Below are 20959 nucleotides of genomic sequence, written 5' to 3'. Positions count from 1 at the left end.
GTGGTGAGGTTCGCGTTGGCGATGCCCATGAAGGACAACGGGCCGGTGAGTTCGGCGACAAGGCCGATCTTGATGGGTTTCTGATCCATTTGATTCTCCGATTCTGGGTTTTCTTCGGTTCTGCTTCCAAGGTGTTTCCGGGGCGCCGCTGCCGGACGGCAGGCGGCGCGCGGCGCGGAGGTCAGGCGTCGTAGTGGCCGAGCAGCAGTGCCGCCTGCGGCTTGCCGACATGGCCGGCTTCCTGCAGGATCGCGGGGACCTCCGGATCCGACACGAAATTCCTCCAGCCCTCCGCATCCCAGTCGAAGATCGCCCACACGCGGTCGGGCTCGCTGGGGTCGCGGAACACGGTTGCGCCGTTCGAGCCGTGCAGCCGGCGCTTGTCGGCGCCCTTGGTCGAAAAGATACGGATGAAGCGGTCGACGTCCGCCACCTTCGTCGTTGCAAGCAGCATTGGATTGCCCTCCTGTCGGTCGCGGCCACCATTGGTCGTCGACACGATCACGATGCGCGCCTCGCGGCGGGCGCACATGGGGTGTATTCCCTATGCCTGCGTTTCGCCCGGTCGGACCAGGCCGTGCTCGACCGCATAGAGCGCGGCGGCGGCGCGTGTGGTCACGCCGATCTTGGAATAGACGCTCTCGATATGATGGTCCGCGGTCTTGGGCGAGATATCCAGCTTCCGCGCCGCCTCCTTCGCCGTAAGGCCGGCGGCGATCAGGCGCAGCACCTCGATCTCCCGTGGCGTCATGCCGCCGAGCGCCCGGGGCGGCGCCCGGCGCGACGGCTGCCCGGCGAAGGACAACACGGCCTCGGCGGCGTCGGGGCAGATACAGCCGTCACGAACAGTTGCGCGCAACTGTGTCGCCGCAGCGTCGCTGGATAACGCCTTGCGGTGCGGCCGTTCCTCCCGCGACGTCTGGAACGCTTCGGCGGCCGCCAGGATCCTCGCCGCCGGCGACAGGTCGGAACCACTGACCTTGCGGTGATAGCCCGATCCGTCCAGGCGTTCGTGATGGCGAAGCACCAGCCCGGCCATAGCATCGCCCTGGCGACCGAACGAGGCCAGCGCCCGCTCGCCGTAATAGGCGTGCAGCTGAGCGGCGTCCCGCTCACGGACCGACAGCGGACCGTTGCGCATCCAGGTTGCCACCGGCACCACCAGTTCGCCGATGTCATGGATGCAGCCCGACCAGCGCAGCGCGCGGACGTCGGCGGCCGGCAGCCCGATCCCTGCCCCCGCTCCCTCGGCCAGTTCCGCCACCATCCGCGAATGGCCTTGCGTGAACGGCATGCGCATGTCGATCATGTCGGCGATGGCGAGGAAAGCCTCGTCACAAGCCGCTTCGTCCAGCGTCACCGGCGGATCGGGCTCCAGCGCCAAAATCGTCTCGCGGTCGACGGTCGCGCCGATGCCTTCCATCAGCGCCGTGGCGTTAGTGGAGACGAGCCGGGCCAGTTCCGCCTCGTATGGACCATCGCACCGGCTTGCGATGGTTTCGGCCATCGCGTCGATGCCCACGGCATCGCTGAGCGCAATGGCATCCTGCGCCAAAGTGATCAGGCGCACGGCCGGCAGGACGTTCTGGCCGCTCAGCCCGCGCGGCAGGCCCTTGCCGTCCCAGCGTTCGTAGATCTGTCCAAGATTGCGCCGGATCTCGTCGGACAGGCCCAGCCGCTCGCCGATCCGCTGCGCTACCTCGCAATGCGCGGTGAGGACCGGGCGGGCCACGGTAAGCGCCTGCGACATCGCGGCCTCGATTGCCTTGGCCTGCGCGTCGGGATCGAGATCGTAGTAGAGCCGCTTAAAGGCCTGCACGAAGACCCTGCCCAGTTCCGCACGGTTGCCCATGTCGAGACCGACGAGATCCTGACGGAGCGCGATTTCGTCGCCGAAGGTGGCCGACAGAAGGTCGGTGTCGGCATTGCAGCCGACATAGCGCAGCATCGACTGGTGGTAGGCATTGCGCCGAATCTCATCGGAAAGGCCGGCAAGCTCGGCGATCCGCATCGCAAGCACGCAGGATTTCAGCGCGAAGTCGCGAGAATGGCCAGTGGCAAGGTCCGAAGCATAGGCGAGGACCATCATGAAGTCCGCCCGGCGCATCGAGACTTCTGTCATCGCACACTCCCAATCCGCACACATGCTATCCCGGCGCGCCCCTAACACCTAGGGCAAAAGTCGCAAGCCGCCTGCTGCACAAAAGCAGCGACCCGTTTGGGGCCGTAAACGGACTGTCGGCTTTGCGCTGTGGTATGCCGAAAAGCGACATTTCAGGCTGGCTGGATTGGCGTCGAAAGCGGCGCGACCTCTTGTTCCAGCGCCCACTTGACTTGGTGCAATGGTCGAGAAATCTGGCTGTAGGATTTTCCTCATATTTCTAGAACTTCTGCCCATGCCAGGCGTAAGCTCCGCTTAACAACAACGGCAGTTTTTTCGGCGTTTACAATGTCCGGCCGAAGTCGGAAGTTGCCCTCAACAAGAGCATGTCCGCCGGTCGTGCCATCGCCAGATCGCCGCCGCCACGCATGCCAACGGAGGGTTTTCCTTATGAACAAGAAGCAGATGAAGCTCGGTCTCTCCATGCGGTACATGGGATACCATGTTGGCTCGTGGCGGCATCCGGATGTACCGGCGGATGGCGCCTCTCTCTTCCAATCGTTTCTGGAAGTGGCGCAGACAGCCGAACGCGCCAAGTTCGACATGCTGTTCCTGGCGGACGGTATAGGCGTCCGGCTGGACGACAAGCCCAAGGGATCGATGTGCAGATCGCGCCACAACGTGGAACTGGAGCCGCTGACGCTCCTTTCAGCCTTGGCCCCTCTTACCCGCAACATCGGCCTGGTAGCCACGGCGTCGACGACCTACAACGAGCCCTATCATATTGCGCGCAAATACGGCTCGCTCGACCAGATCAGCGGAGGCCGCGCCGCCTGGAATGTGGTGACCTCCTGGTCGGATCAGGAGGCTTGGAACTTCTCGATGAGCAAGCAACTCGATTACGACACCCGCTATGAGCGCGCGCACGAGTTCGTCGAGGTGGTCACCGGTCTCTGGGACAGCTGGGACGAGGACGCGTTTCTTCTCGACAAGGAATCCGGGGTCTTCTACGACGAAAAGAAAATGCATGTCCTCGACCACGTAGGCAAGCATTTCTCCGTCCGCGGACCGTTGAGCGTCCGACGCTCGCCGCAGGGTCGGCCGATCCTGGTGCAGGCTGGCGTATCGGAGCCCGGTCAGCAGATCGCGGCCCAGTACTGCGACATGGTCTTCATGGCCAAGAACGACCTCAAGTCCGCTCAGGACTACTATTCTTCCGTCAAGGACAGGTTGGAGCACTTTGGTCGCAAGAGGAGCGACCTCCTCATGATGCTCGGCCTGACACCCATCGTCGGCCGCACCCGCGAGGAAGCGCAAGAGAAATACGAACAGCTCGAGGCGCTCATCGATCCGATCGTTGGCCTTTCGATGCTCTACCGATCGTTTGGCGATCTTTCGCATCTGCCACTGGACGGCCCGGTGCCAAAGCCGGACCTTGACAAGGTCGGCCTCAGGAGCAGCGCTCAGATGTACTACGACCTCGCCCAGAAGCAGGGCCTGACAATACGTCAGCTCTACAAGAAGATCGGCATGGCCCAGGAGCACAAGACCATCGTCGGAACCGCGGCCGACGTCGTCGATGAGATGGAGTCCTGGTTCGAACAGGGTGCCGCCGATGGCTTCAACATAACGCCGAGCCTTCTCCCACACGGCATCAACGACTTTGTCGAACTGGTTCTGCCGGAACTGCGCAAACGCGGCCGTTTCCGCGATGAGTATGAAGGACGAACTCTCCGCGAGAATCTCGGCCTCCCGGTTCCCGCCAGCCGCTACGAGGGCAAGCCTCCCTTGGATGAGCGTCTCGCCAGCTAAGTTTGATTGGACGAGAATCGGATATGCAAACGAACACCAGCCAAGACACGCTCTTTACTGAGGACGCCGCTCGCCAGCCGATCGAGGAGGGCGATCCAGCGAACGATAGCCGTCTCTTCCGCAGGTGTCTCGGCCTTTACGGGACAGGTATTGCGATCATCACCACGGAGATGGAAGAGCAGCGGGCCGCCGTCACCGTCAACTCCTTCGCTTCCGTGTCACTCGATCCGCCGCTGGTGCTTTGGTCCATTAGTCGCGCCTCACGCAGCTATCCGTTGTTCACGAACAGCAAGCGCTTTGCCGTAAACATCCTCGCCTCGACGCAGATGAATGTCTCCAGACATTTCTCGAGCAAGGTCGAGGACAAGTTCGCGGATGCCTCATGGTCGACTGGCGAGTTCGGCTCCCCCTTGCTTCACGGTTGTCTGGCGCACTTCGAGTGCGAAACCTACTCGCAGGTCGAAGGCGGCGACCATACGATCCTGATCGGTCTTGTGCGCCGCGCCAGTCGCTTCGAGGGGGAGCCGCTGCTTTTTGCCCAAGGCCAGTACAGCGTCGCCTACTCTCACCCGGAGGTTTCGCCATCGCCTGAGGTCGGCGGCTTGACGCCCGAGACTTCCACCGAGGGAACGATCATTCCTCAGATATTCGAAGCGCACCATCTCCTTTCGGCCGTTTTCGACGAGCACCGCCATGCCGAAGGTCTCGATATCTCGGTGGCCCGGGTGATTGCCTGCGTATACGACATGCCGGGCCTGAAGACGGACCAGGTGGCGCGGGTCACATATCTCGGTCAGCGGGACACGGAGGACGCCTTGGCCACGCTTGTTGAGCGCGGGATGCTCGTCAGCTCGGCCGACGGCCAGTTGATCCTCACCGAAGCCGGGCGGCATAGGCGCGAGGCGATCCGGACGCGTTGGCAGAATTTCCAGAAAGATCAGCTGGAGGGCATACCGGAGGCGGACATTCGCGCCACCCTCCGAACTCTCTCGAAGCTGATTTCCCAGAACCGACCGGCGAGATGATGAACTGGGACTACATTGTCATAGGTGCGGGTTCGGCGGGCTGCGTGCTCGCCAACAGGCTGAGCGCTGACCCGTCGACAAAAGTACTGCTGCTGGAGGCCGGCGGCAGCGACAAGAGGTTGAACATCATCATGCCCGCGTTGGCGTTCAAGGCGATGGCCGACGAGCGCACCAACTGGAAGTTCATGACCGAACCGGATCCGACCCGGAATAACCGCCGGGACATGATGCCCCGTGGCAAGGGACTCGGCGGCTCCAGTTCGATCAACGCGATGTTCTATGTCCGCGGAAACCGAGGCGACTACGACCATTGGGCGCAACTGGGGAACCGGGGCTGGTCCTATGACGAAATCTTGCCTTATTTCAAAAAGGTCGAGGGCAACAGGGACGGCGTGACCGATATCTACGGTAAGGACGGCCCGGTTGTCATCAGCGCTGTCCGTAAGCCTCCCAAGCTTGCCTACGTCTTCGTCGAAGCCATGAAGGAACTAGGCTATCCGCACAATCCCGCCTACAACGCCGAACCCACCGACGGCGCGGCCATCATCCATGTCACGCAGCACATGGGGACTCGTTTCAGCGCGGCCAGAGGCTACCTTGACCCGATCAAGAAGCGGCCTAACCTGAGGATCGTAACAGGCGCGGTGGTGCGCAGGATCGTGTTCAACGGACGCCGCGCGGCGGGCGTCGAGTTCGATGCCGGTGGCAAGACGCGGATTGAGCAGTGCGTCGGCGAGGTCCTCCTGTCAGCGAGCGCGGTCAATTCGCCGAAGCTCCTGATGCTCTCCGGCATCGGTCCGCAGGAGCAGCTTCGGGAGCACGGCATCGAAGTGCTGCACGACAGCCCCGGCGTGGGCCGGAACCTCCAGGAGCATGCCAGCACGCAAGTGAAGGCCTACGTCAACGTCAAGACCGCGAACCAGGAGTTCAACCTCCTGGGAAAACTGAAATACGGCGCTCAGTTCCTCCTCGACCGCTCAGGTTACGCCACCTACACCTACACGGGCGTAGGTCTCATCAGGACCAGACCAGAACTCGAATATCCCGACATCCAGTACCATTTCGGGGCCTTTTCGGCGAACTACACCCATGATGGCATTGAGATGCAGAAGGAGGCCGCGATCAATCTCCAGCCCAACGTCAACAATTCGCGAAGCCGGGGCTATCTCGAATTGCGATCGGCCGACCCATACGAACAGCCCAAGATTCAGCTGAACCTTTTGAGCGACCGCTACGACATCGAGACGTTGATGGCTGGCGGCAGGATAGCCCGCGCCGCGCTGAACTCGAGAGCGTTCGCGCCATACGTCACCGGCGAGTTCAAGCCTGGCAAGGATGTGCAAACGGACGATGAGTGGATCGCCTATATGCGCGAGAACGCGAGCGGCAGCTACCATCCGTGCGGCACATGCAAGATGGGCATCGACCCGATGGCCGTCGTGACACCGGACCTCAAGGTCATCGGCGTGGAGGGCCTGCGCGTCGTCGATTCCTCCATCATCCCGCAGATACCGAGCTGCAATCTCAATGCCATCAGCATGGCGATCGGAGAGAAAGGCGCCGATCTGATCCTTCAGAAACAAGCCGCCTACGCGACGGCATGATTTGACAGGTGATTGGGGCACGGAAGCATGACCGCCGCTCCAGTTTCGAGTGATCTGACAAATGACCAAAGAGCCCGTGTCAAAGACCTTCGTTTTCTACATCGTGCCCGAATTCACCATGCTTGCGTTTGCGTCCGCGATCGAAGCGTTGCGTTTGGCGAATGCGGTCATGGGGGAAGAAGTCTATCGATGGCGGATCGTCACCGTGGACGGTAACCCCGTGCGATCCAGCTGCGGATTGTCGGTTTCACCTGATCGCTCTGTTGCTGCAGAGCGTTCGAGCACACGAGCGGAGCGGTCGAATATGATCGTGGTCTGCACGGGCTGGCACGTCGAGCATGCGGTGGACAAATCTGTCGCGGGGTGGCTGCGCCAAAGCCGGAATTTCGGCATTCCCGTGGCGGGAATCTGTACAGGTGCGCACATCCTCGCGAATGCTGGAATGTTGGCTGGGAGGCGCTGCACCATCCACTGGGAGAACCTTCCAATCTTCAGAGAGACGTTTCCGTCTGTCATTGTCGGCAGCGGCCTCGTCGAAAGCGACGACGACATCCATACCTGCGTTGGCGGGACGGCCTCCTTCGATATGATGCTCCACTTTATTGAAAAGGACTGCGGCCGACGAGTGGCGCTGGCGATATGCGAACAGGCAATTGTCGACCGTATAAGGGAGCCGTTTGAACGGCAGCCCAGTCCGTTGAGGACATTGGGCAGCGTTAACCCGCTTGTGCTGTCGGCCGTTCAGTTCATGGAAGACAGTATCGCGGATCAGACGGGTATCACGGCGGTGGCGAGGCACATCAACCTTTCCCGTAGGCAGATGGAGCGTCTTTTCGCCAGAGAGCTCGCGACATCTCCCTCCCGCTACTTTCTCGAGCTTCGACTGGATCGAGCACGGCTGATGCTCCTGCAATCAAACATGGCCATCATCGACGTGGCCGTAGCGTGCGGCTTTGTCTCAGGGTCCCATTTCGCCAAGTGCTACAAGGCATTCCATGGCGTCTCCCCGCAGCGGATGCGAACGCAGCGCCCACGAAGTGCCTACGTTCCTTCTCTCGGACGGGCTGGATCGCGCGCATCTTTGGGACGCATGGTATGACTGAACGCGCTCGACCGGTCCATTGCCGCGGAGCGCACTGGTCTACCTGGCGGCAATAGATCCGCGATGGTCGTTTTCTGCTCGGCTAACGTCGATCGCGTCGTCAACCGCGGCCGGGCTGTGACGGACGCGAAACACAGCGGAAAGGAGGCTGGCTCAATGGGAACCATAGTCGGAATCAGCGGTAATTTCAGCCGCCCTTCGAAGACCCGGAGAATGGTGGAGACGATTGTCGACGCAGCGGCGAGAGAATTGAATTGGGGCTCCCAGGTCTTCGACCTGGTGGATGCCGGACCGTCCCTTGGCGCCACTTTTGGAAGGAAGAACGCGCCGCCTGAAATCGACAGAATTTGGATGGCGATCGAAACATGTGATGCACTCGTGGTCGGGTCACCGGTGTACAAGGCATCCTACACAGGCCTGCTGAAGCATCTGTTCGATGTGCTGGACATGAACGCTCTTCGCGAGCGTCCGGTTCTGGTCGCCGCGACCGCCAAGGCACCGAGCCACGAATTGATGATCGACCACCAGTTTCGACCCTTGTTTGCTTTTTTTCGAGCGGTCGTCGTACCCGGGTCTGTCTATGCGCTGGACCACGATTTCGGGCCGGAGAACGAACCGACCGAGGGACTGCGTCAGCGGATCGCGGCGGCCGTGGGAACGCTTGTCGCCGCGGTGCGCTGAGCTCGAATGCTGGAACGGCTTGGCTCAGCCTTCATGAAGTCCGCCAATCGCTTTGACCTCGAGGAATGCCTCGAAACCGAATTCCCCGCATTCGCGACCGTTGCCCGACTGCTTGAAGCCTCCGAACGGCGCGGACGCATCCCAGGCCGGGTGGTTGATCATCACCTGTCCGGCGCGAAGTTTCGAGGCGACGCGTTTGGCCGCGCCGAGATCCTTCGATTGCAGATAAGCGGCGAGGCCATAGGGAGTGTCGTTGGTGATCTCGATCGCCTCATCGACGCTGTCATAGGGGATGAGGCTGACAACCGGGCCGAACATCTCCTCTCGAGCCACGGTCATCTCCTCCGTCACATGGCCGAACACCGTCGGCCTCACGAAATATCCTCGGTTCAGCGACGACGGCCTGCCGGACCCGCCGGTCACGAGGGTTGCGCCTTCCCGATCCGCGGATTCGATCAGAGAATTGACGCGCTCGAACTGTCGTTCGTTCATCACCGGGCCGAGCATGGTAGCCTCGTCGTTCACGTCGCCGATAATCACGGATTCGGCCGCCCGCTTCGCGATCCCGATTGCCTCGTCGTGCAGTTGCCGAGGCACGAGCATGCGCGTCGGCGCGGTGCATGACTGGCCCGCGTTGCGGTAAGCGCCGAGAACTCCCTTGGTCACGGCCGGCTCCAGATCGACATCCGGCATCAGGATGTTGGCGGAGTTTCCGCCGAGTTCCTGATGGACACGCTTGACGGTGTCGGCGGCGTTCCTTGCGACTTGAACGCCTGCACGGGTGGATCCCGTGAATGACACCATGTCGACATCCGGATGGCTCGACATCGCTTCGCCGACCGTGGGCCCGTCACCGTTGATCAGGTTGAAGACGCCGGGCGGCACGCCGGCATCGTGGAGCACTTCGGCAAACAGCATCGGGCTGATCGGCGCGTATTCGCTCGGCTTCAGCACGATCGTGCAGCCGGTCGCCAGCGCCGGCATTACTTTCGTGACGATCTGGAGAACCGGGAAGTTCCATGGTGTGATGAGAGCGCAGGCGCCGACCGGTTCGAACGCCAACAGCGTCCGGCCGGCCAGCCGCTCGAATTCGTAGTGCTCGAGAATGCGGATGGTATCGGCTATGTGCGCCCTCGACCCGGCGATCTGGGCCTGCCGCGCGAATGTGATCGGCGCGCCCATCTCGAGTGTCGTCAGTTGCGCAAACTCCTCGGCGCGCTCATCGAACAGCGCAAGCACGCGCCGAAGCATCTCCAGGCGTTCCTCGCGCGAAGAGTGACCATAGGTGCCGAAGGCTTTCCGGGCAGCTACGACTGCCGCGTTGACGTCCTCCGTTGTGCCCATCGCGATGCTTCCGGCGGGTTCTTCCGTCGCCGGGTTGATGACGACCCTCTGCGGCCTGTCTCTTGCAGGAACGAAGCGGCCGTCGACGTAGAAATGGTCGAGATACTTCAAGATCTCTGTGCCTCTTTGATTGCTCCTGCGGCCGCCGGCGGAAGGGCATGCCGGGGGACCAATGCCGTGAAGACGTCCTGCATTTTTATCAACCCGGCCGGAATGCCGTCCCTGACGACGACGAAGGTCTTGCTGAGATCGCCTTGCGAACGCGCCATCACCGTTTCGAGATTGTCGTCCACATCGACCTGCCCCGATGTGCCGGACTTGACGATGATACCCGGCACCATCACAGATTCCGCACGGAGCACGCGTGCCCGATTTATGTCGTTCACGAACTTCTCGATGTAAGCGTCGGCTGGATTGAGGATGATGCTCTGCGGCTCACCTTGCTGGACCACCACGCCGTCTTTCAGGATCACCAGGTAATCGGCGATCTTGAGCGCTTCATCCAGGTCGTGGGTGATGAAGACGATCGTCTTGGAAAGCTCTTCCTGAAGTTCGAGCAAAAGGTTCTGCATGTCCGTTCGCATGAGAGGATCAAGCGCTGAAAACGCCTCGTCCATAAGCATGACATCGGAATTGGAAGCCAGCGCTCTCGCGATTCCCACGCGCTGCTGCATGCCACCGGAGAGCTGGTGCGGATAGTGGTTCTCGAACCCCTTGAGGCCGAGCCGCTCCAGCCATTTGATCGCGTTGTGATGGGCATCCAACGCGCTGTCGCCTCTGACGCGTTGCGCCATCTCGACGTTCTGGAGAACCCGCATATGCGGCATCAGAGCGAAGTTCTGGAACACCATCGACATCCGAAACCTGCGCAGCTCCCGGAGCGCTGCCCCAGCGAGGCCCGCCACATTGATGCCGTCGAGGAGGATTTCGCCGGCGGTAGGCTTGATGAGGCCGTTCAGATGGCGGATCAACGTAGACTTTCCCGAACCCGAAAGACCCATGATCACGGTGATGTCGCCGCGGCGTATGTCAACGTTTATGTCCTGAAGCCCAATGACATGGTTGTGTTTCTCCAGAAGCTCGGCCTTGCTCATACCGCCCTGGACCTTGGACACCATGGACTGCGGATCGGTACCAAAGATCTTGTACAGGTTCCGGATGGAAATCTTCGGTTGCTCGGTCAACGGCTTTCTCCCCGGGGCTGGAGCGTTCCATTGACGCGTGCCATCGAGGCCTTGCTCACCCTGTCGAAATTGATGGCCAAGAGCACGATGCCGAGGCCCGCGACCAGTCCGACGCCTAGTTCGAGGTTGTTGATGCCGCGCAGGACGAGGACGCCCAGCCCCGGAGCCGACACCAGAGATGCGATCACGACCATCGAAAGCGCCATCATGATTGTTTGATTGACGCCCGCCATTATGCTCGGAAGCGCCAGCGGCATCTCCACCTTCGCCAGCTTCTGCCAGCGGTCCATGCCAAAGGCATCTGCGGCTTCGCCGACATTGCCGTCAACCATACGGATGCCGAGGTTCGTGAGCCGAATTACCGGAACGACGGCATAAAGAATGATGGCAATCCCGTAGAGCTTCGACTCGGTGACCGAGAAGAGGAAGATCAGTGGAATGAGGTAAACGAAGGACGGAAGCGTCTGCAGCATATCGAGGACAGGCAGCGAAAGCCGCTCAAACCGGTTGCTCTTCGCCATCAGTATGCCGATTGGTATGCCAATCAGGATGCAGATGAACGTGCAGGTGAAGACGATTGCCATCGTCTGCAGCGCGTAATGAAGGTGGTCGATGAAGCCAAAGAGCAACAAAGTCGTGGCGACCAGGACCAGGATGGACCATGACCGGGATACGAAATAAACAAGCAGCAGAAGCGCGATCACCAGCGCCCACCACGGGACGACTTCGACCACCCTGAGTGAGAAATCCAGAAGCCATGACAGTGGCTGCGTCAGCGGATCGAGCACCGTCTTCAACGCCACCCGCACGTGGAGGAAGCTGCTCTCGATGCCGGCAGTGAGGTCCCTGGTGCGCGGCACGGCGCGACAGGCGTCATGCAGTGCGTCGAGCGAAGGGAACGGAGCGTCCGCCGGAGCCTGCCCGCCCGCATTGGCTTCTTTGCTCTTCTTGAGCAATTCGGCCATGCTCATCGGACCTGTGGTGTCCGAGGCATCGCACCACCCACGAAGTCCGAGCTGATTGAAAAGTCCGTCGTAAAAAGCCATGGGGCGCCTTCAGTCTGGTGTCGGATTGGCGCGCAGCGCGATGCCATCTCGAAACCCAGGATCCACAACAACGGCGATGGGTTCGCAGACAGTATCTGCCCGCGAACCCGGAACGTTACTTCACGATGGCGGTAACCTTCGCCTTGGCGTCCTCGGACAGCCAATTCGGCCAAACGTCCTTGTATTTTGTCAGAAAATACACGGCTGTCTCGTCGGCGGTTGCTTTCTTGTCTTCCTGCCAGGCAAGAAGCTCGTTCATGATCTGGTTGGTGAAGCTCACCTTGCTCATGAGCGCGACCAGTTCAGGGTTCTTGTCATAGAAAGGCTTCGACATCGTGGTCAAAACCGTGGCCTTCGGCCAACCGGTCTTGCCTGGGGTCGGGCAATTGGCCGTGGCGTTGCACTTCGCCTTGTCCTTGTCGACGGGCCCCATGTCGACCTCTACCATCTTGTACTTTCCGAGGACCCCCGTGGGAGCCCAATAGTAGCCGAACCAAGGCTCCTTCGCGGTGTAGGCCGCGGCGATCGAAGCAGCAAGCGTCTCGCCTGAACCATGGTTGAAAACCTCGATCCCATGCTTCTCAAGTTCGAAGGCTTTGATCAGGTTGTCATTCGAGGTGCGGCAACCCCAACCGACCGGGCAATTGTTGAACCGGGCGCCCACGAGCTTCGGGTTGGCCAGGATGCCGTCGAGCGTCTTTAACTCGGGATGGGCTTCGGCGAGATAATCGGGTATCAGCCACGCATCGACGCCACCGTCGGAGAGAACGTCGCCCACCTTGACGATTTTGCCCTCCTTCTCGAGCTTGTAATAGATATCCGCGACGCCGGGCCAGACTTCGGTCAGGATGTCGGGCTGTCCCGTTTCGGCGAGCGAAGTGAGCGCCGGAACCGTGGAGGTAGGCACCTTCTTCACCGTGCAGCCATAGCCCTGCTCCATCAGGAAGCTCGAAACGGCGGTCACCACGGCGGCCGAGGCCCAGTTCATTTCGGTGATCGTCACCGTGCCACACGCGGCGCTGGCGGGCGATGCGCCTGCCAGAAAGCTCGCGCCGATCATGCCGACTGCTGCAAGAAGAGATTTCATTTCATTCCCCTTTGGCGAAGTTATGCCTGACCATTCGCGGCGAGCGGCATTGCTGCTGCCTCCCCGCGGCGCGCGATCAGGTCTTTTTTCGGCTTATTAAGCAGGAGGCAGATTACGTCCCGGCGGACAGTTGGCAAGTTGCTTAATTCCTACGCAATGGGTAAGCTGGGCTTTATGCAAAAACTTCGCCACAAGCTGCCGCCGCCCAATCTTCTAATCACCTTCGAGGCCGCCGGACGTCAGCTTAGCTTTACCAAAGCGGCGTCGGAGCTGAACGTTTCGCGTGTCGCGGTCAGCCAGCAGATTCATGCCCTGGAGAGATTTCTCGGTGTGCCGCTGTTCGAACGGCTGCAACGTTCGGTTCGGTTGACAAGGACAGGAGAGAGGTATCACCGCGCCATCTCCGAGGTCCTTGAACGAGCGCTGCGCGCGACGCTCGAAATCAGCCGGCGCTCCGACACCAACGTCGTCAATGTTGGCGCCACGCCGGGTTTCATGACCTATTGGCTATCACCGAGACTCGGTGAGTTCAGGGCGATCCACCCCGACATCGAACTGAGGTTTATCGTCTCAGACAGCAACTTGCAGTTCGAGGACAACATGGACCTCGCGATCCGGTACGGCTCCCCACCGTTTGATGACGCCGAGACGACATTCCTTGTTCGGCAAGAGATAAGTCCTACCTGCGCCAATACATTTCTTCCCGCGGGCACGATGCTCGAGCCGTCCGAACTCCTGACCTATCCCCTCATTCACCTGGAAGGTCCATATGACGAACATACCAGGTGGTCGACTTGGCTACGTGTTCACGGACTCGATTTGGCAAGAGCGAAGGCCGGAATAACCGTGAATTCCTATACGAACCTGGTTCAGGCCGCGCTCGAAGGTCAGGGATTTGCCTTGATCGGCCCGCCGCTGGTTCAGAGATTCCTCTCGAACGGGACGCTCATTCAACCCGTCAATGCCAGGCCCGTGATCCGTCATGCTTTTCACCTCTTGCTTCCCCGGCTATCAATCCCGTCCGCTGCCGCCCAGGCCTTCGCGGATTGGATCAAAGGTTCCTTCCCAGCGAGGAAGGCAGGCATTGAGGGGACGATTGAATTGGAGTGAGCCCAAGGGCCCGTCGCAGACTGAATTGCTGAAATTTGTATCGGCAGATCTAGAAACGACAATCAAAGTGGACGGCGTATCGCAGGAGGACGCGCTCGGCCGCCGGTCGCCGCGATCCCCTTCCACTTCGTCTGGTGGGCCTCAGGAGCCCGCCATAAGTCAACAAAATCAAAGCAATGCGCGGAGTTCGCCACCCTGGATCTGGCTAACGGAAGCAAGAAATATGCACTAAGTCATTGATAAATAACGGTCATGGTGGGCCCGGAGGATGTATAAAAATCTTTGATTTTATTGAGTTTCTCGCGGACGAAAATCAGAAATCCTCCCGTATCGTCCCGTATGGTCCCGTGACGCAATACAGTCGACTTTAGCTAACCCCGTCCTTTGCAAACATACGCGGCCTTTGAAGCCATAATCTAAAATGACCGCAATGGGCCGGGTAGTGTGCTGAGAGTTCTGCAAATTCGCTGCGAGAGGGCGGTCATGGCAGGCTGGTGATTGTTCACGTCACCGATTCCCGCGAAGGAACGCCACCATGACCAAGACTGAAGATAAATCCGCCATAGCCGCCGTCAAAGACATTCTGCTTTCGAACCCGGATGGATTGCACGAGGTGATCCGTGCGGTGATGCAGGAGGTGCTCGAGGCCGAGATGGACGAGGCGCTGGGTGCTTCGAAGAGTGAGCGCACGCCGGAGCGGCTCGGCTATCGCTCTGGCTATTACGGCCGCACCCTTGTCACCCGTGTCGGCAAGCTTGAGCTGCGGGTTCCGCAGGACCGGGCGGGCCGCTTCTCCACCGAATTGTTCGAGCGCTACCAGCGTTCCGAGCGCGCCTTGGTGGCCACCCTTGCGGAGATGTACGTGCAGGGCGTGTCGACCCGCAAGGTGAAGGCGATCACCGAGGAGCTGTGCGGTCATGCCTTCTCCGCCTCGGCGATCTCGGCCATCAACAAGCGGCTGGACGAGAGCCTGAAGGCCTTTGCCGAGCGGCCGCTTCAAGAGCCCTTTGCCTATCTCATCCTCGACGCTCGCTACGAGAAGGTGCGTGAAGCCGGCATCGTCACGAGCCAGGCGGTGCTGATTGCGGTCGGCATCGACTGGGACGGGCGGCGCCAGATCCTGGCTGTGGAGATGGCCAATCGCGAGAGCCGTTCGGCCTGGAAAGACTTTCTCGTGGCGCTGAAGGCGCGCGGCCTCAAGGGCGTCGAGCTGGTCGTGTCCGATGACCATGCCGGCCTCGTCGCGGCAATCGGCGAGGTGATCCCGGAAGCTGCCTGGCAGCGCTGCTACGTGCACTTTCTCAGGAACGCGCTCGATCATCTGCCGAGGAAGCATGGCGACGACTGCCTGCAGGAGCTGCGCTGGCTCTACGACCGGCGCGATCTCGCCGAGGCCAACGCCGATCTCGCCGCATGGCTGTCCAAATGGTCGGGCCGCTATCCAAGGCTGACAATGTGGGTGGAGGAGACCATCGAGCGCACGCTGACCTTCTTTTGCCTGCCGCGCCAGCACCACAAGCATCTCAAGTCCACCAACATGCTCGAACGCCTCAATGAGGAAATCCGCCGGCGCACCTATGTCGTACGCATCTTCCCCAACGCCGAAAGCTGCCTGCGCCTCGTCAGGGCGCTGGCCGTCGAGACCAACGAGAACTGGATGGAGGCCAACCGCTACATCAACATGGACGACCTGCGCGAGCACAAGAAGCTCGCTCTACGCCAAGCCGCATGACCAGCAACAGGGCCGCCCCTTTTTGCAGAACTTGACGCACACAACCGGGCCATGAGCGGACAGTCAGCTTTCGGGTCTTGGCGATTGGATAACTGCCGTGCGCGGCGGGCACTTCCGAATGGCAGGAAGCGCCCAATTGAAGACGTTCAGGTAGTCAATCCATGGTCCCGAAAGCAGCCAAAGCGCGCTCCCGACACCGTCGCGATAAAGGCTCGCAGGTCGGCCAGCATCAGTTCCGGCTCTTCCAGCGCGGCGAAATGCCCGCCCCGCGGCATGTCGGTCCAATGCACGATGTTGTAGGTTTTCTCCGCGAACGAGCGCGGCGGCGGCAAGAACACCGGATCAGGAAAGGCCGCAACGCCGGTCGGCACCTGGATGCGGGTGCCGGCCGGAAGCATCAGCGACCCCTCAATCCGGCTGCCGTAGTAGATCCAGGTTGCAGTCACGAACGATGCCGGCGCGATGTAGAGCATGATGTTGGTGAGGAGTTCCTCCTCGGAAAACTTGCTCCATATGTCCGGGGCGCCATCGGCGGTTGTCGGAAGATCGGCCCACTTGCCGAACTTTTCGAGTATCCAGCCCGCCGCTCCGACCGGGCTGTCGGCCATCGCGACGCCAAGCGTCTGCGGACGTGTTTCCTGCTCGTGAAAGTAGGCCCTCTCCCAATCGGCAATCGCGGCCCGCTTGGCGGCGAAGGACTTCTCCTCGTCGGTCGTCGGAGCGGCATCCTCCGCACGCACGGTCATCATGTTAATATGGATGCCGAGCAGAGCGTCCGGTCGATCATGCGCTGCCCAGGCCGCGATGCCGTGGCCCCAATCGCCCCCTTGAACGAAATACCGCGCGTCGCCGAACAGTTGGATCATCAGCCCATGCACGAGCGCAGCAGCCCGCCGCGGGCCGATCGGGCGCGTGATCGGGTTGGAGAACGCGAAGCCAGGAAGCGAGGGGACGACAACATCGTGCCCGTCCGCTGCGAGCGGCTGCAACAGCCGCTCGAACTCGAGATACGAGCCCGGCCAGCCGTGGAGAAGCAGTACGGGCGGCTTGGAGCCGTCACCCTTCACATGAACGAAGTGGAGGTGCTCGCCTTCCACGTCGGCCGTGAAGTTGGGCAGCGCGTTAAGGCGCCGTTCGACCGCACGCCAGTCGTAGCTGTCCCGCCAATAACCGGCGAGTCGCTTGAGGTCATCAACCCCGACCCCCGCCGACCAGCCTCCCGCATCCGGCAGCTGGCTCCAGTCATAAGCCTCGACCTTGGCTCTGATCGTGGCGAGCCGTTCGTCAGGAATGTTTATTATGTAGGGTGAAATCATGATGTTCTCCGCTTAAACGGCTGACGACGTTGACCGCCGAAGGGTAATACCGACTGAACTGAAAGCTGCGCACAACGTTTCCTGAAACGCCATCCTTTTTGCGAACGGCGCCACGGCAAAACGTCTGCTATGCAGGTCGGCGTTGCCGTAGGCGCAATGTCCGCTTTGCACCCTTTCCGGACTTCCCCCCAAGGCCAGAACAAACGTCCGCTTTTAAGATCTCCAACGGCGCATTCGAATGACCGATTTAGGCGCATTGCTGACGGGCAGCAGGGGCCGAAAGCGGGGCCGCCCGCTCGCTGCCGCTACGAGCTTAGAACGGCTTAGAACCAAGGCGGGGAATCTCTACGAAGTCGCCCCAGCGTCTTCCAACATCGCGAGGAATAACCGGTGTTTGTCAGGCACACCTTTGAGCACGCGCTCGCCCTGATCTGAGAAACGGAGGCCTGAGCCCGCTACCAAGTCCCTCACGGTCTGAGAGGTCAAAACCATTCCCCCCTCCGCTGAACTCATGATTCTTGCTCCCGTGTGGATAGCGAGGCCTGTTACGTTGGCCCCAACAATCGCACATTCCCCGACGTGGACACCCGCTCGAACGTCGATCTCAAGCTGCTTCACCGCGGCGGCAATGGTGAGGGCGCATCGTACCGCCCGCGCGGGTCCGTCGAACAGTGCCAAGAAGCCATCACCGGCAACCGTGAACTCCTCGCCGCGGTAGCGTGCGATTTCCTTGCGCACGATGTTGTAATAAGAGGTCAGCGTATTGCTCCATGACTGATCCCCGTCCCTCGCCAATTGGTCCGTCGATGACACGACGTCGAGGAACAGTATGGCGGCTAGTTTTCGGTCAGACGCAACCTCCGGCGTCACACCGGTCAGAAACGACTGAATGTCAGCCAAAATCGTATCCATATCCTTGGCGACAAAGGTGTGTGTGTCCCCGGGATACTCCTTCATCTCTGCTTGAGGTATGCGCCGCGCCATGTCGCGCGCGGCTTCAACCGATGCAACCGGATCCTGAGTCCGGTTCATGACCAGCGTTGGGACTGAAATCGTGGGAAGGATGTTCCGGATATCGATGTCCCGGTTCATCGCTTCGTAGGCTGCATGCGCGGACGGGCTTGCAGCGGCCCTCATATGACGAGCGAAGGCATCGACCACCGTTTGATCGACAGTACGCCCGAGCCCGACTCCTGCTCCACGGATGTATTCGTCTGAGGGGCCGTTCTCGGCCATATCCTTGATAAGCTGATCGTACGCCTCGGACGACATGCCCCATGGGTGATCATCCGAAGTACACCAACGAGCTTGCGTGCCCCAGACGATCAGCGATCTCACGCGGTCCGGGTTCAAGGCAGCGAACAAGCTCGTCATCGAGCCCCCCTCCGAAACACCGAAAAGGCTGGCGCGCTCCACCTTCTCCGCATCTATCACCGCCCGGATGTCGTCGGCCCGTTCCTCAAGTGTCGCCATTCGGATTGGGCGATCGGACAGCCCCGTTCCACGCTTGTCGAACTTGATGACCCGGCAGAACGCCCCAAGCTTCTCGAAAAACAGAGCGCGAAGTGGCATCTCCCATTCCAGATCGAGGTGGGATGCCGTTCCCGGTGCCCAGACAAGGTCAACTGGACCACTGCCCCAGACCTGATATGCGATGGCCACGTCTCCACTTCGCGCGTACTTCGTTCGGGGTGTCATCTCTTTGCCTTTTCGTGGAAAGGGGACACTTACTCACGCTGAGTCGCGGCCCCGGCGATCTGCAAATGTTGGCCCGCTCCTTTCGTCTTCCGGAGGGCGTTCGACCTGCTGTAGTGTGGCATAAGTTACCTTAGGTTCCCACTACATCGGGGGGTTTCCTCCAACGTAATCGATGGCAACGTCTGCTTTCAGGCGGTGTCAGAGCCTACTTAAATGGCCGACTTGCGGGCGCAAAGCGGTCGTTCAGTATCCGCAATGCTCAAAGCGGCCTCGGTTAATTGCGCTCTTGCGTTGAGGGTCCCCGCTCCGCGTCGACCACGCTGCGTGGAGACAGGCAAATTGCAGTCCAGTGGTTAGACGATTAGAAATTAAACTTATCGGATTCGGCTCAAATCCACGGCAAACACCCCCGCTCTTCCATTCAGGGAACCGTCATTGGCGAATAGTGTTCGGGAAACGAACCAATCCACAGAAATATTTTGTTGGTATTTTTGTTGGTTCGAGCTGCCACGAGACGATAGTCAACTATCTGGAAACAAAACCAAATTTCCTGTACTTGGATTCCGCCTCTGGCACCATTCCTTTTTTGTCCAGCCCGGAAGCTCCGGTTCTAGGCAGTGCGAAAGGGAGTTGGCACGCAATCCGTGTCTATCCCCGCATGATGCGATAGACAGTTGCATCACCCTCCACACCTCGAAGAGGCGCGTCAAAAGGCACGACACGAAGGCCGGCAAGCATTTCGCTAACCCCGGGCGCGGAATGGAGCGCCTCGGAAATGCAGACCTGTCCGGCTTCCGCCAAGGACTGCACGCGCGCGGCGACATTCACGGTCTGGCCGAAATAGTCGAGGTTGTCGTTGAGCGTCACGGCAATCGACGGTCCACAGTGGGCACCGATCTTCAGGATGATCCCCGGCCCGTCATGGTCGCCGTTGAAGCGATCGATTTCTTCAAAGATGTGGAGTGCAGCCGAAATTGCATCCGACGGCTGCGAGAATGCAGCCATCACCGCATCCCCAATCGTCTTGACCACCGCTCCGGAATGTTGCTGAACCGCCGCGTTGACCAGAGCGAAATGCTCGCGGACCAACGCATAGGCGTTGAGGTCACCCAGGCGCTCATACATGGCGGTCGAACCCTTGAGGTCCGTGAACAGGAAGGTGATCTGCCGGATACCGAGCCCCTCCTTCTCGTCGACACGTTCGGACCGGAAGAGCTGGCGGAAGGTTTGCCGCGCAAGCAGCGCTCCACCGGAAACATAAGGGTCGAAATCGAGCGCCGGCTTGTTAGTCAGCGCGACAAGCTCGGGCGGCCAGTTGATGGCAAGCAACGAACCTCGCACCGGCCCCCTGTTCGTTACCTCGATGACAATCGGACCAGGTGGCACGGCGGGCAACGCCGGCAAGAAGCGTTTGCCGTCATAATCAATCTTCAGAAGCGTCGGCGCCAATGCCGGATCACCTGATATCGGCACAGCGAATGCGGCCTGCGTCTGCACGTTGACGCCCGCAAGGGCGCCCGGTCCGAGGTCGGCGCGGAGCGCTGTGGTGGTGCCGGGCGGCAGAAACGTCATGCCCCGAACGAAGCCGCGCAGAACGTCAAGAAAGCGAAGCCCTTGTCCCGGTAGCCGCCCGTCAGGTCCGAAGTGGAGCTTCCAGTGAAAATCCTCGACAGAGAGCGACTCGGGATCATGGTGCGGCAGGCGGCGCAACTTCGGTGATATCGAGAAGGTGACCTCGATGAAGTCGTCGAGGTCGGTGTCGCCAGACACGTCGCACAGGCCACAGACGTAGTGGGTCTTCAGCGTCCGCAGGGCGCCGAAACTATCGAGCACCATCCCGGACTGGGGACAGAGCACATCCCAACTCATGTCGAACAAGCCACAGCGGGCGGCATGAAGGAAGAGGTCGATTGCTTCAGGCTCGGCAATTGCGCGGTCGCGAGCAAAGGCCAGCGGATTAACACGATAGAGCGAGTAGTCGTCGGCGCTCCTGATCAGCGTCTCGAATTTCGAGATGACGCGTGGACTCCAGGCTCGCGCCTGCTCCACCTTGGTCATCTTGCTTTCGAGAAGACGATCGTTGACTACCGTCACGTCGGATACCCAACCTTGCCTCG

General features: G+C 60.5%; 17 protein-coding genes. 8 read left to right on the top strand and 9 right to left on the bottom strand.

Translation table 11 applies throughout. The features are described from left to right. A partial coding sequence (locus EOA29_RS42130; protein ID WP_210213100.1) for a hypothetical protein occupies positions 1 to 194 on the top strand: 194 nt, incomplete at its 5' end. On the opposite strand, the gene EOA29_RS00940 is transcribed toward EOA29_RS42130, so the two are convergent. Beyond that, the gene (locus tag EOA29_RS00940; RefSeq protein ID WP_245464810.1) at positions 182 to 532 is read right to left on the bottom strand and encodes a hypothetical protein; all 351 of its coding nucleotides are present in this window, start codon (positions 530 to 532) and stop codon (positions 182 to 184) included. The genes EOA29_RS42130 and EOA29_RS00940 overlap by 13 nt on opposite strands. Before the next feature lie 12 nt (positions 533 to 544). Continuing rightward, positions 545 to 2122: an HD domain-containing phosphohydrolase gene (locus EOA29_RS00935; protein ID WP_127220073.1), complete on the bottom strand. Its 1578-nt coding sequence runs from the start codon at positions 2120 to 2122 to the stop codon at positions 545 to 547. Positions 2123 to 2551: 429 nt separating this feature from the next. Here EOA29_RS00935 and EOA29_RS00930 point away from each other — a divergent pair, with 429 nt between their 5' ends. The 5 genes from EOA29_RS00930 (at position 2552) to EOA29_RS00910 (ending at position 8325) form a co-directional block, all read left to right on the top strand. After that, positions 2552 to 3913 carry an LLM class flavin-dependent oxidoreductase gene (locus tag EOA29_RS00930; protein ID WP_126090163.1) on the top strand — a complete coding sequence of 454 codons (1362 nt, stop codon included), beginning with the start codon at positions 2552 to 2554 and terminating at the stop codon, positions 3911 to 3913. 23 nt (positions 3914 to 3936) lie between these two features. Then, positions 3937 to 4938 carry a flavin reductase gene (locus tag EOA29_RS00925; RefSeq protein WP_126090164.1) on the top strand — a complete coding sequence of 334 codons (1002 nt, stop codon included), beginning with the start codon at positions 3937 to 3939 and terminating at the stop codon, positions 4936 to 4938. Then, positions 4938 to 6542, top strand: a complete 1605-nt coding sequence (locus EOA29_RS00920) for a GMC family oxidoreductase N-terminal domain-containing protein (RefSeq protein ID WP_126090165.1) — start codon at positions 4938 to 4940, stop codon at positions 6540 to 6542. Before EOA29_RS00925 ends, EOA29_RS00920 begins: the two co-directional genes overlap by 1 nt. A gap of 61 nt (positions 6543 to 6603) precedes the next feature. Continuing rightward, complete coding sequence (locus EOA29_RS00915) at positions 6604 to 7641, top strand: GlxA family transcriptional regulator (protein ID WP_126090166.1); 1038 nt, start codon at positions 6604 to 6606, stop codon at positions 7639 to 7641. A 159-nt stretch (positions 7642 to 7800) separates the two neighbouring features. Next, positions 7801 to 8325, top strand: coding sequence for an NAD(P)H-dependent oxidoreductase (locus EOA29_RS00910; RefSeq protein ID WP_189350363.1), 525 nt, complete (start codon positions 7801 to 7803; stop codon positions 8323 to 8325). Between the two features lie 24 nt (positions 8326 to 8349). On the opposite strand, the gene EOA29_RS00905 is transcribed toward EOA29_RS00910, so the two are convergent. The 4 genes from EOA29_RS00905 to EOA29_RS00890 form a co-directional block, all read right to left on the bottom strand. Then, the gene (locus tag EOA29_RS00905) at positions 8350 to 9780 is read right to left on the bottom strand and encodes an aldehyde dehydrogenase family protein (RefSeq protein WP_127220072.1); all 1431 of its coding nucleotides are present in this window, start codon (positions 9778 to 9780) and stop codon (positions 8350 to 8352) included. After that, positions 9777 to 10853 carry an ATP-binding cassette domain-containing protein gene (locus tag EOA29_RS00900; RefSeq protein WP_127220071.1) on the bottom strand — a complete coding sequence of 359 codons (1077 nt, stop codon included), beginning with the start codon at positions 10851 to 10853 and terminating at the stop codon, positions 9777 to 9779. The genes EOA29_RS00905 and EOA29_RS00900 overlap by 4 nt, the downstream gene beginning before the upstream one ends. Next, positions 10850 to 11656, bottom strand: coding sequence for an ABC transporter permease subunit (locus tag EOA29_RS00895; RefSeq protein ID WP_245468326.1), 807 nt, complete (start codon positions 11654 to 11656; stop codon positions 10850 to 10852). Before EOA29_RS00895 ends, EOA29_RS00900 begins: the two co-directional genes overlap by 4 nt. 358 nt (positions 11657 to 12014) lie before the next feature. Further along, complete coding sequence (locus tag EOA29_RS00890) at positions 12015 to 12986, bottom strand: ABC transporter substrate-binding protein (RefSeq protein ID WP_126090171.1); 972 nt, start codon at positions 12984 to 12986, stop codon at positions 12015 to 12017. A 156-nt stretch (positions 12987 to 13142) separates the two neighbouring features. Here EOA29_RS00890 and EOA29_RS00885 point away from each other — a divergent pair, with 156 nt between their 5' ends. Then, entirely contained in the window at positions 13143 to 14096 is a 954-nt protein-coding gene (locus EOA29_RS00885) for a LysR substrate-binding domain-containing protein (RefSeq protein ID WP_245468321.1), read from the top strand. Between the two features lie 535 nt (positions 14097 to 14631). Then, positions 14632 to 15828: an IS256 family transposase gene (locus EOA29_RS00880; protein ID WP_127220069.1), complete on the top strand. Its 1197-nt coding sequence runs from the start codon at positions 14632 to 14634 to the stop codon at positions 15826 to 15828. A gap of 146 nt (positions 15829 to 15974) precedes the next feature. On the opposite strand, the gene EOA29_RS00875 is transcribed toward EOA29_RS00880, so the two are convergent. The 3 genes from EOA29_RS00875 to EOA29_RS00865 all read right to left on the bottom strand — a co-directional run bounded on the left by EOA29_RS00875 (position 15975) and on the right by EOA29_RS00865 (position 20936). After that, positions 15975 to 17144, bottom strand: a complete 1170-nt coding sequence (locus EOA29_RS00875; protein ID WP_095818177.1) for an epoxide hydrolase family protein — start codon at positions 17142 to 17144, stop codon at positions 15975 to 15977. Between the two features lie 345 nt (positions 17145 to 17489). Further along, complete coding sequence (locus EOA29_RS00870; RefSeq protein ID WP_189350365.1) at positions 17490 to 18806, bottom strand: adenylate/guanylate cyclase domain-containing protein; 1317 nt, start codon at positions 18804 to 18806, stop codon at positions 17490 to 17492. Between the two features lie 684 nt (positions 18807 to 19490). Then, on the bottom strand, positions 19491 to 20936 hold the full coding sequence (locus tag EOA29_RS00865; RefSeq protein ID WP_127220068.1) for an adenylate/guanylate cyclase domain-containing protein: 1446 nt from the start codon (positions 20934 to 20936) through the stop codon (positions 19491 to 19493). Positions 20937 to 20959: the final 23 nt, after the last annotated feature.

Source organism: Mesorhizobium sp. M1E.F.Ca.ET.063.01.1.1 (assembly GCF_003998155.1).
In the GTDB taxonomy this organism is placed as follows: Bacteria; Pseudomonadota; Alphaproteobacteria; order Rhizobiales; family Rhizobiaceae; genus Mesorhizobium.
This window is presented reverse-complemented; position numbering and strand designations above follow the sequence as displayed.